Here is a 9,988-nt window from a genome sequence, read left to right as displayed (position 1 = left end):
CCGGTACATGTGCGGCCATCGTCAGTGGCGACAATCCGCAATTGCCGCGTTCCCTGCCAGTTTATCGGCTTCCAACCGCTGAGACCAGTTGCAGCGCAGTTGATTTGGCTTTTTCAGGAGTCCCCAACTACTGCCGGCAGTTCCTGGCTCGGCCAGGCAGCTGGCCCCACTGCTCGGCCCGCCCCAGCGGCGTGCGGCTCACCCCGTTCCCCGGCCCCTGCTTCCCTCTGCCTGAGGCGGTCTGGGCGCAGTACGACTGGGGCATTCAGCACTGCGTGTTGCCCAGTTCCAATGAGCCGATCAGGCTCTGAGCTCAGGCCCCTGGCGCCGAAGAATTGGTGCCCGTAACAAAGCCCGGAGGGTTGGCCCCGGGCTTTGTCTGGTCAGCTGTGTTGCCGGTGAAGGATCGCAGCTGCTCAAGCGGACGTTGCGTCCGTTCTGGTGTCTTCAATTGTGGGGCGGAGCTGCCTGGCGATGGCACCTGGGGCCATGGCTCTAGCGGGGTCTCCCGATGGGTCCGGGGCACCTGAGACGGTGCAATGGACGGCGGTGCAAAAGACAGTGTCGATGGGCAACGCCAGGGAAACCAGTGATCCCTGAAGATTGTTGGAGCAGGGTCCGAACGTCAGTTCGCTCCTGGTGGCTGCTCAGGGGGGGTGTCGTCCATGTCCTGGAACCTCCGAATCCCGATGTGCACACAATCGGACGGACGTCCTGCCCACGCAAGGGGGTTGTGCTCCGGGCGCAATGGGTCTTCATCTCATGACAAAGGTCTTCACCTGAGCGGGGACCTTGCCAGATCCCGCATGCAGGTGGGTTTTTGCTCCGGTTGGTCCCTTCCCCGGGCCAGGCCCCCTGTCGATCCACCATCCGGCTGACCATGCCCTGCCAGTAGCGATGCGCCTTCCCAGCCCTGCTTGCAGCAGGTTGGATCCTGTTCGGCCACAAGCTCTTGGCCGAGCAGCAGAATCAAGGCCATGGAACTCCACGCTGATCTCGCCCAGCGGGTGGTGCTCGACACCACGGCCCTCCCCTGGAGCCCCTCACCGATGGCCGGTGTGGAGCGGCGGATGCTGGATCGCCTCGGCGGTGAAGTGGCCCGCGCCACCTCGATCGTGCGTTATGAACCCGGCAGCCGATTCGAGCGGCACAGCCATGGGGGCGGCGAGGAGATCCTGGTGCTGGAGGGCACGTTCTCCGATGAGCAGGGCGACTACCCAACCGGCACCTACCTGCGCAACCCGGCCGGCTCCGCCCATGCGCCCTTCAGTGAGCAGGGCTGCACCCTTCTGGTGAAGCTGCATCAGATGCAGCCGCTCGATCAGCAGACCGTGGTGATCGACACCCGCAGCAGCGACTGGTTGCCTGGCCTGGTGACTGGCTTGCAGGTGCTGCCGCTGCACGCCTTCGGCTCCGAGCATGTGGCCCTGGTGCGCTGGGCGCCCGGTACGCGCTTCCAGCTCCATGGGCACCCTGGCGGCGAAGAAATCTTTGTGCTGGATGGAGTCTTTCAGGACGAGCAGGGCAACTATCCCGCCGGCAGCTGGCTGCGCAATCCCAACGGCAGCCAACACCGGCCCTGGAGTGAGGCGGGCTGCACCATCTGGGTCAAGACCGGACATCTGCTCACCCATTGAGCAGGGTGGATGGGCCATACGGATTTCCCCACCCAGAACCGGGTCAATGCTGACCCATGCCTGATCCGAGCAGGCGGTAATCCGTCACTGGCAGATTCGGCGTATCGCTTTTCGGTTCCATGAGATTACTTCGATTAGAATTCGGGTTAGGAAGGGAAGACTGATCAAGATTGATTCGATGCGTTTGATGAAAAATCCACTAAATTTGCAGTTGAACGCCATGGATCGTGAGGCCATGGATGCTCCCCTCAGTTCCCTTCGCCACAGCCCATCACATTTGCCAGGGTGAATGCCATGACAGCTCCATCAGAACTTACCAAGGTCAAGACTTACGCAGAATCAGAGGGAGGCATGTGGGAGTCCGAAGGCTCCAGGTTGCTTGATCCCGCTGTCGTTGAACCGAGGATGTACCGTGCCAGCCCAGATAGCGAAAGCGGGTGGGGCTTTCACCGTCGTGCAGAGCTCCTGAACGGGCGGCTCGCCATGCTTGGTTTCGTGATCGGGGTGTTGGTCGAGGCCTTCTCTGGCCAGGGGATTCTCCACCAGATCGGCCTCGGTGCCTTGCTGAATTAGGTCAGTACTTTCCTGGGAGTTTCTGCTCCTAGCGAAGGCCAGATCTGGCAGAAGGGTGCGGCGTGAAGCTGCACCTATTTCTGCGCATGCTTTGACCGTTGACGCGCAGAAACCCAGACCAGCACAGTCATTCTCTTTCTGTGTCTCCATTGCTTTCCCTCTGGCATCACGGAAGCACAGCACCGTGATCTTTCTGGGTTCAAAGTGTCTACGCTGGCTTCAGCCAACGATTCACCACCATGGCTCTCCGGATGCGCTGGCACCTGCTGACCGTGCTCACGGGCATGCTCTACATGCTCCTGCCATGGGGAGTTGTGCCACCAGCCTCAAGCGCCAGCGGGCTTGGATTCAGCTCGGCCCTCGCCATGGGGAACCCCACGGCCATGGACGATGCTGCTGCACAATGCAGAGCCATGATCCAGGTCTCGGATTGGCAGGCTGCCGTGGAGGCTTGCAGTCAGGCGATTCAGAGGAATCCGAAGCTGACCACCGCCTGGATCGACCGTTGCCAGGCCCAGCTCGAACTGACCCGGTTGAGCGGGGCGCTGGCCGATTGCAAGCAAGCCATTCGGCTGGAGTCTGACAATTCAGAAGCCTATCTGCGCCTTGCCGACGTGAAGGCTGCCGTCACCCCCGTGAACTATCCCAGCGTGCTGGAGGACTACGGCAAAGCCATCGCGCTTGATCCCAAGAATGCAACGGCCTACAACAACCGCGGGGTGACACGGAACTCCCTGAAGGATTATCCAGGAGCACTGGCTGATTACGATAAAGCAATTGAGCTGAATCCCAACGACGCTCTGTACTATTTCAACCGCGGCGAGACACTCTTTCTCAAGGGGCAGCGGGAGTTGGGATGCTCCAGCTTTCGCCAGGGTCATGACCTGAAGCCTGACTTCAGCTTGACTACGCCGGATTTCGACGCCGCCTACCTCCAGTCCTGCAACCAGATCAAGGAGCCGGGCCATGGCTCCTAAGCTCAGGCAGATGTGAAGACCTGATCGGGGGTTGTGAGGATGGCTCGATACGTCCGATCCAGAGTTGGCGCTGCCGCTCTTGGTGCTGCCGTCCTTGGCGTGACCATGGTTGATACGGCCGTGATGGCAACTCCATGCCTTTCTCGGGCGAAGGGGCCCGTGGCCGGATCCTTTGGGTTCGACTGGCTCCAGCCCAGCTCAGCCGCCTGCACGCGACTTCAGCCAGAAAGCATCAGTCAGTTTCGCACCTGTACCGATCAGACAAGCGGCACCTTTGGCCTCAAAGATCCGGCATTTGCCTGCAGGAGATCCGAGCATAGTGAAGTTCTGATCTACGTCGACAAAGCCACCTGTGAGCGTAATCTCGAGGTGATGAAGTCGAATGGTCCTTGATGATCCAGCGCGCCCTCACAGCCGCTTCATCAAGGCACCGATGGAGATGTAGTGAAAGGGATAGCGCTCTGGAGTCGCCATCAGGCGCTGCTCGATGCGTTCGTAGATCCACTCGAGGATTTCCGCCTGGGGCAGATTCTCGGGAAGGGCAGCCGCCAGAATGGCCTCGGTGAAGGCCCGCATGAAGCCGGTGTACTGCCTGGCCCAAGCATTCACGTCGCCGTCGAGTTCCCATTGCTGGTTGAAAGGAACCACAACCTCCTGGGCCTCAGCTTGAAGCACCTCGAAGCAATCCTCATGCTCAGCACCCGGCTGCAAAGGCGCCAATAGCTCCTCCAGGCTGCGAAAGTAGATTGGAAAGAGGAGCTGCTCGTAGACCACCTGGGGAAGTCGTCCCTGCTCCACGGCATCGAGCAGGGCATCACTGAGCACGTCATAGATCCCATGGCTGGTGGAGAGTTCCCCACGGCGCCCAAAGACCTGCACAAGCAACTGCCCACCGCTCACCAACTCGGCTGCACGTGCTGTGTAGAAGGCCTTGAGGTCTGAGGCCGCCTGGGTACGGAAGGGAATCAGGTCCTGATCCGTCACGTCCACACCGCGCCGCGGAGCATGGGGTCCTGGTGCCATCGGCAGGATGAAATTCGGAAGATCGGCCTTCGGTTTCTCGTTCAGAAAGCCGATGGCATTGAACGTGGTGGCGAGTTGGAGCGATCCGGCCGGCACCAGGCGGCCAAAGGCTGTACCGGCCACGGCACAGGCATAGATCTCCTCAGCCGCGAGCTCAAGCCGACCCTGAGGAAAGAGATTAAGAAACAGCCTGTTGAAATCATTGCTGGGAAGGTCATCGAATCCCACCTGAATGGGCAGGGAGGACACTCTCCTTAGAGCCCTGATCAAACGCTTGATGGCAAACACGGCATTGGCTCCTTCAGAGCTGCCGATGTCAAGGAAACGGTAACAATCCTGCCCCTGGGATGGAGCTGGCAACCGCTCGATGGAAGCCTCCAGCCAGGGCAGAAATGGCTCCATTGCTGCACGTTGGGCCTTGGAGTTGGCGTCGTAGTAGCCCCCTCCTTTCATCCCTGTGGTGGTTGGCATGGAGATCTCCAGAAATCTTTGGCGGCTGTGAAGCCTCCAGGTCCCACTGATGTCACGATCGGCTGGGTCTGGCCTAAAGACAATGTGCCCTAGAACAAGCGCAATGGGTCTTCACCTTGTTCTCCATCGCTTCAGCCTGCTGTCGACGCAATGCAATTCACGAGGACGGCAACGTTCTGCAAGCCTCCCTGCGAGAGCGCCACGACGGCCGGCCGATCAGGGATCATGTGGTCTGACCGCTGAGGTCCCCAAGCAGCTTCCGGTTGCCCTTCACGAGCCGGGCGCGTTGATGGGGGAGTTTCTTTCATTCACTGCTTTCGTCAGCCCATGAACGTTCTGTTGTTCCTGCTCGTGGGCGTCGTCGCCGGATGGCTGGCGGGTGGGCTGTTGATGCATCTGCTGGCCGGGATCATCGGTGCCCTGATCGGTGGCCTCGCGCTGGCGGGCCTGGGCCCCTCGCTTGGCGCTCCGCTCCTTGACAGCGTCATCAAGGCGGCGATCGGCGCTGGGCTGGCGGTGCTGTTGTTGCGGCTGATCAAGCGGCCCTGAGCGTCTTCTGGAGTGTTGTGCCAGCTTGGAGTTGGGCACGCACCACGCGCTGCCCAGCCACTGGCTGCATCAGCAGGAGGTTGTCCCATGCATGTTCATTCACTGGATCTACCCGAAGCCCTGACCCTGCTCGATTTGGAGCAGTTACCTGAGGATTTCGGCGAGCTTTCACGCCAGGTGGCCTGGCATCAGCCCGCCACCCAGCCATGGGGTGAATCCGAGACCCTGGCTTATCGGGTGGTCTGGCAGGCCGTGGAGGAGAAGATCGAGCACCCAGCTGAGTCCCTCAGCGGTTGAGGCCTTCCATCCGCCAGGTCACGAAGCTGCCCACCGGGCTCCAGAGCAGGAAGGGGATCAGCAGCAGCGCCGCCGGCCGCGACAGCGGCAGCACCACCACCGCCAGAGCCACTCCCCAGGCCCAGCCGGCCAGGCCGATCACGGTGCCGTTGCGCAGGGTCCGGCTGCGACAGATCAACCAGGTGTAGCTCTGCACCAGCAGCACCAGCCCCAGGTAGCCGGCCATCAGCGCCAGGCTGGTGCTCGCCTGCCACACCAGCAGAGCCGAGGCATAGAAACAGAGGTAGATCGCCAGCCAGATCGCCGGGATCCAGCGCTCGAAGGTCAGCCCGCGGGGGCGTCGCAGGTGCATAAACCTGCGGAAGTCGTCGCCGGAGGGGTTGATCAGGGCTCCAACCGCCACGATCACCGCCAGGATCAGCAGGGCTGCCACCATCGCCAGTCCGTGCATGGATCCCCAGGCTGATCGGGCATGGGCCACCACGACGGCTGTTTCTCCTCTGCCGTCATCAATCCCTACCCCGAAGGTCTTGCCCATCTCCAGCGCCATCACGCTTCAGCACCTGCTGCGGGAACGCCGTTCCGGTCTCGAGGAGGCCCTGGCTGTCTTTGATGCGTTGTCGCCGGTGGATCCGGCCATGCTCTGGGGCCGCTGGCAGGGCAGCGAGATCCGCACTGGTCATCCGATCGAGGGCTGGCTGGAGGTCTGCGGCTGGTATGGCAAGGAGTTTCTCGATGCCGAGACCGTGCACCCGCTGCTGATGCGCATCGGCTCGGGCGATCCGTTCCCGATCCGGCCTCTGCCGGGGGCGCTGGAGCTGGCCCGCTGCGTCTCCCCCCAGGCCTTCACCCTGCCGGGGCCGCTGCTGCGCCGGTCGCTGTTGCTGCTGCGCACCCGGCGTTCCCAGGCCCGCCTGCGGCGCATGGAGGTGCGTGGTGTGGTCAGCGCCACGATGCTCTACGACCATCTGCCTGCGCATGACGCCTTCCGCCGCGTCGACGACGACACCGTGCTCGGGCTGATGCAGGCGAAAGGGGACCCCCAGCCCTACCTGTTCCTGCTGGAGCGTCGTCTTTGAGGCCTGGGTTACGTTGACGCCAAGCCGCTGAGGTCGTGTGCAGATCACCGTGTGGCAAGCCCTGGCCAAAGGCGGCCGTCTCGAGCGCTCCCAGGCCACCCTGCTGGACCCAGGACCGGATGAGGTGCTGCTCGAAGTGCTGCATTGCGGGCTGTGCCACAGCGACCTCTCGATGCTCGACAACTCCTGGGGGATCAGCACCTACCCGCTCGTCCCTGGCCACGAGGTGGTCGGGCGGGTGGCGGCGGTGGGAGCCGGCGTGGACAGCGGCCTGCTGGGATCGATCCAGGGCCTGGGCTGGATCGCCGGCAGCTGCCGCCACTGCGACTGGTGCCTCGGCGGCAACGCCAACCTCTGTCCCTCGCTCGAGGCGTCGGTGGTGGGTCGACATGGGGGCTTCGCCAGCCACGTCATGGCCCATCAGGACTGGATCGTGGCCATCCCCGACGGCGTTTCAGCCGCCGATGTCGGGCCGCTGTTCTGCGGTGGCATCACCGTCTTCGCTCCGCTCTTCGATGAGGCGGTTTCGCCCACCTCGCGGGTGGCCGTGATCGGCATCGGCGGGCTGGGACACATGGCCCTGCAGTTCGCCCGCGCCTGGGGCTGTGAGGTCACCGCGGTCACCACCTCTCCGGCCAAGGCGGACGAGGCCCGCCGCCTCGGGGCCCATCGGGTGCTGGCCCTCTCCGAGCTGGGAGACCATCCGGGTGTCTTCGACCTGATCATCAACACCAGCAACCACGATCTCGACTGGCCTGCCCTGATCGGCAGCCTCGCGCCACTGGGCCGGCTGCATCAGCTTGGTGTGCCGCTCAGCCCTCTGCAGATCCCGGCGTTCCCGCTGATCGCCGCCCGTCGCAGCGTCACCGGCAGCCCCACCTCGTCGCCGGCTTCCCTGCGCCGCATGGTCGAGTTCTGTGCCCGCCACGGCATCGCACCACTGGTGGAGGCACCTGCCGATGGCCGAGATCAACACGGCGATCGAGCGGCTGCGCCAGGGCGACGTGCGTTACCGCTTCGTTCTTGATGGACCGGCCTGATGGCGGCCCCAGCTGAGCTCTTCTGATGCTGGAGGTGGCCCTGGCGATGCTGGAGCGCGACGGCCGCTGGTTGGTGCAGCTGCGCGATGACATCCCAGGCATTGTCTCCCCGGGCACCTGGGGCCTCTTCGGCGGCCACCTCGACCCTGGCGAGAGCCCGGATCAGGCCCTCAGGCGTGAGCTGCAGGAGGAAATCAACTGGTGCTCAGGGGAACTTCCCTTCTGGTTCCGCCACAGCACCTCGCAACGGATTGCCCACTTCTTTCGCTCCAGCCTGCCGCTGCCCCTGGAGAAGCTTCAGTTGCTGGAGGGTCAGGACATGGTCCTGGCTGGCCTTGAGGAGCTGGCCACAGGCCAGGTCTGGAGCCCGAAGCTGCAGCAGGCCCGGCCCCTCGCCCCCTCCCTGCAGCTGGCGCTGCAGACCCTGCGCCGGACCCCATGACCGCGGCTGATCCTTACCTCGAGCTGCAGGCCGTTGAGGCCTACCTGGGCACCCGCCGGGTGTTCGACAACCTCAGCCTGCGCCTGCACCGGGGGGAGAACAGTGTGATCCTGGGGCCGAACGGGGCCGGCAAGAGCGCCCTGATCAAGCTGCTCAGCCGTGAGATCTACCCCGTGGTCAAGCCGGGCTCCCACCTGCGTCTGTTCGGCCATGAGACGGTCAACCTCTGGGATCTGCGCGCCCGCATCGGGCTGGTGTCCCGCGACCTCCAGGTTGGCTATGTCGGTGCGGTTCCAGCCAGTGACGTGGTGCTCTCGGGCTTCTTCGGTTCGGTGGGGATCGGTCCCAGCCAGCATCCCAGCCCGGGGCAGCGCCAGCGGGTGCAGGACCTGATGGTTCGGCTGCGGCTGGAGGATCTGGCCGATCGCCCCTACCGCCAGCTCTCCGATGGCCAGCGCATGCGCCTGTTGCTGGCTCGCGCCCTGGTGCACGATCCCCAGGTGCTGGTGCTGGATGAACCCACCACCGGCCTTGACCTGCGCGCCAAACACCAGTTGCTGCTGGTCCTGCGCCAGCTGGCCCAGGCCGGCACCACCCTGCTGCTGGTCACCCACCAGATCGAGTCGATCATCCCCGAGATCAGCCGCTGTCTGCTGTTGCGTGAGGGCGCGGTCGTGGCTGATGGCCCGGCGGCGGAGTTGCTGACCGATGGCCCCCTCAGTGATCTGTTCGAGACGCCCCTGCAGGTGTTCAATGCAGCCGGTTACCGCCAGGTGCTGCCCGCATCCCCCCCTGAGCAGGCCCCAGCCCCGCTGGTGCCGGGGTGAGGAATCGCTGATGCCTGGCGTTCCCAGGGCGGCTGGGGCAAACTCAAGTCCTGGCAGGTCACGGGGATGTCGACGACCAAGCAGCACCGCAGGCCGCGCTGGCTTGGGCTTCTGGCCTGGGCTCCCCTGCTGGGTCTTCCCTTCGGTGGCATCGCTGTGGCGATGTCCTCGCCCTGGTGGGAGAACTACGAGGTGCGTGAAACCTTTCTCTGCAACGGCACCAACAAGGTGGTGGTGGAGCGCAACGATGCCCAGGCCTCGCTGCTGGCAGGCCGCTCCCGCACCACCGTTTTCCGCGAAGACTCTCCGCTGCCGGGCCTGCGCTACGGCACCGATCGTCTGCGCCTGATCCTGCGCGGCGACGAACTCACCCTGGAGCGGCTGCCGCAGCGGATGCTCTGCCTGCGTACGGATCAGGTCTGATGGCATGACGCCCCTCCCCGACCGCACCGTGCTGCTGTTGATGGCCATCACCCTGGGAGCGGTGGCGGCCCTGGTGTTCTGGAGTGTTCGGCTCCAGCCGGCCAAGGAAACCCCGCTGCTCTGGAAGGATCCCCCCGGCCGCAGCAGCCCAGCCGCCCCGGCGGCCCAGCCGAAAGGCACCCTGCTCTGAATCCCTTGGCATCCCCCGACGACGGCCCGGAGGGCAAACGACAACTCCACCCCTTGCCGAAGGGGCTGGTGGAGCTCTACGGCCTGCTGGCGGTGCTGTTCGTGCTCGTGCCCGAGTGGATGGCCGGCGGAGCCATGCGATCGATCCCCGGGGTGCACCAGGGCAACCAGCTGCCGGTCACGGCCAGTGCCTGGCGCCGTCTGCCGGAGCTGCGCCTGGCGGCCCTGAACCTGGCCCAGCTGCGGCAGCTGGCGCGGCGCCTTCGCCTCTGGGGCTACGCCAGCCAGAGCCGTGAGAGGCTCACCAGGCGGATTCTCAGGCGGCTCAAACGGGTGCGCACCTGGGAGTCGTGGCTGCCGCGGGGGCTGTGATAGCTTCCATTTCACCGGGGCGTAGCGCAGCTTGGTAGCGCACCACTTTGGGGTAGTGGGGGTCGCGGGTTCAAATCCCGCCGCTCCGA

The 9,988-nt window shown here is 64.2% G+C and carries 13 protein-coding genes, 1 tRNA gene and 2 pseudogenes; 14 read left to right on the top strand and 2 right to left on the bottom strand.

All coding sequences use genetic code 11. The annotated features are described in order from the left end of the window. From KBY78_RS12700 to KBY78_RS12685, 4 genes and pseudogenes are all read left to right on the top strand, one after another. Positions 1–311: pseudogene (locus KBY78_RS12700) on the top strand (hypothetical protein); the annotation flags it as partial. 666 nt (positions 312–977) lie between these two features. Continuing rightward, a complete protein-coding gene (locus KBY78_RS12695) occupies positions 978–1,637 on the top strand; it encodes a cupin domain-containing protein (protein WP_255143886.1) in 660 nt (219 codons plus the stop codon). A gap of 405 nt (positions 1,638–2,042) precedes the next feature. Further along, entirely contained in the window at positions 2,043–2,210 is a 168-nt protein-coding gene (locus KBY78_RS12690; protein ID WP_255143887.1) for a chlorophyll a/b-binding protein, read from the top strand. Between the two features lie 251 nt (positions 2,211–2,461). Then, positions 2,462–3,187, top strand: a complete 726-nt coding sequence (locus tag KBY78_RS12685; protein ID WP_255143885.1) for a tetratricopeptide repeat protein — start codon at positions 2,462–2,464, stop codon at positions 3,185–3,187. Between the two features lie 408 nt (positions 3,188–3,595). On the opposite strand, the gene KBY78_RS12680 is transcribed toward KBY78_RS12685, so the two are convergent. Further along, the gene (locus KBY78_RS12680) at positions 3,596–4,681 is read right to left on the bottom strand and encodes a class I SAM-dependent methyltransferase (RefSeq protein ID WP_255143884.1); all 1,086 of its coding nucleotides are present in this window, start codon (positions 4,679–4,681) and stop codon (positions 3,596–3,598) included. A gap of 327 nt (positions 4,682–5,008) precedes the next feature. On the opposite strand from KBY78_RS12680, the gene KBY78_RS12675 reads away from it, so the two are divergent. Continuing rightward, a complete protein-coding gene (locus tag KBY78_RS12675; RefSeq protein ID WP_255143883.1) occupies positions 5,009–5,230 on the top strand; it encodes a GlsB/YeaQ/YmgE family stress response membrane protein in 222 nt (73 codons plus the stop codon). 87 nt (positions 5,231–5,317) lie between these two features. Then, positions 5,318–5,527 carry a hypothetical protein gene (locus KBY78_RS12670; RefSeq protein ID WP_006170485.1) on the top strand — a complete coding sequence of 70 codons (210 nt, stop codon included), beginning with the start codon at positions 5,318–5,320 and terminating at the stop codon, positions 5,525–5,527. On the opposite strand, the gene KBY78_RS12665 is transcribed toward KBY78_RS12670, so the two are convergent. After that, complete coding sequence (locus tag KBY78_RS12665) at positions 5,517–6,077, bottom strand: TspO/MBR family protein (RefSeq protein ID WP_255143882.1); 561 nt, start codon at positions 6,075–6,077, stop codon at positions 5,517–5,519. The two genes, KBY78_RS12670 and KBY78_RS12665, sit on opposite strands and share 11 nt — an antisense overlap. Here KBY78_RS12665 and KBY78_RS12660 point away from each other — a divergent pair. The 8 genes and pseudogenes from KBY78_RS12660 (at position 6,058) to KBY78_RS12625 (ending at position 9,988) form a co-directional block, all read left to right on the top strand. Beyond that, on the top strand, positions 6,058–6,606 hold the full coding sequence (locus tag KBY78_RS12660; RefSeq protein WP_255143881.1) for a DUF4334 domain-containing protein: 549 nt from the start codon (positions 6,058–6,060) through the stop codon (positions 6,604–6,606). The two genes, KBY78_RS12665 and KBY78_RS12660, sit on opposite strands and share 20 nt — an antisense overlap. 37 nt (positions 6,607–6,643) lie before the next feature. After that, a pseudogene (locus KBY78_RS12655) lies at positions 6,644–7,646 on the top strand (NAD(P)-dependent alcohol dehydrogenase). 25 nt (positions 7,647–7,671) lie between these two features. After that, positions 7,672–8,088, top strand: coding sequence for an NUDIX hydrolase (locus KBY78_RS12650; protein WP_255143880.1), 417 nt, complete (start codon positions 7,672–7,674; stop codon positions 8,086–8,088). Further along, entirely contained in the window at positions 8,085–8,915 is an 831-nt protein-coding gene (locus KBY78_RS12645) for an ABC transporter ATP-binding protein (protein ID WP_255143879.1), read from the top strand. Before KBY78_RS12650 ends, KBY78_RS12645 begins: the two co-directional genes overlap by 4 nt. 66 nt (positions 8,916–8,981) lie before the next feature. Then, entirely contained in the window at positions 8,982–9,338 is a 357-nt protein-coding gene (locus tag KBY78_RS12640) for a hypothetical protein (protein WP_006170491.1), read from the top strand. 4 nt (positions 9,339–9,342) lie between these two features. Beyond that, a complete protein-coding gene (locus KBY78_RS12635; RefSeq protein ID WP_255143878.1) occupies positions 9,343–9,528 on the top strand; it encodes a hypothetical protein in 186 nt (61 codons plus the stop codon). Positions 9,529–9,533: 5 nt separating this feature from the next. Further along, entirely contained in the window at positions 9,534–9,899 is a 366-nt protein-coding gene (locus tag KBY78_RS12630; RefSeq protein ID WP_037979507.1) for a hypothetical protein, read from the top strand. A gap of 15 nt (positions 9,900–9,914) precedes the next feature. Further along, positions 9,915–9,988: transfer RNA gene (locus KBY78_RS12625), tRNA-Pro, on the top strand.

It is taken from the genome of Synechococcus sp. EJ6-Ellesmere, from assembly GCF_024345875.1.
GTDB classification, from domain to species: domain Bacteria; phylum Cyanobacteriota; class Cyanobacteriia; order PCC-6307; family Cyanobiaceae; genus Regnicoccus_A; species Regnicoccus_A antarcticus.
Note: the sequence above shows the minus strand (reverse complement) of the source record. Positions and strands in the feature narration are given on the sequence as shown.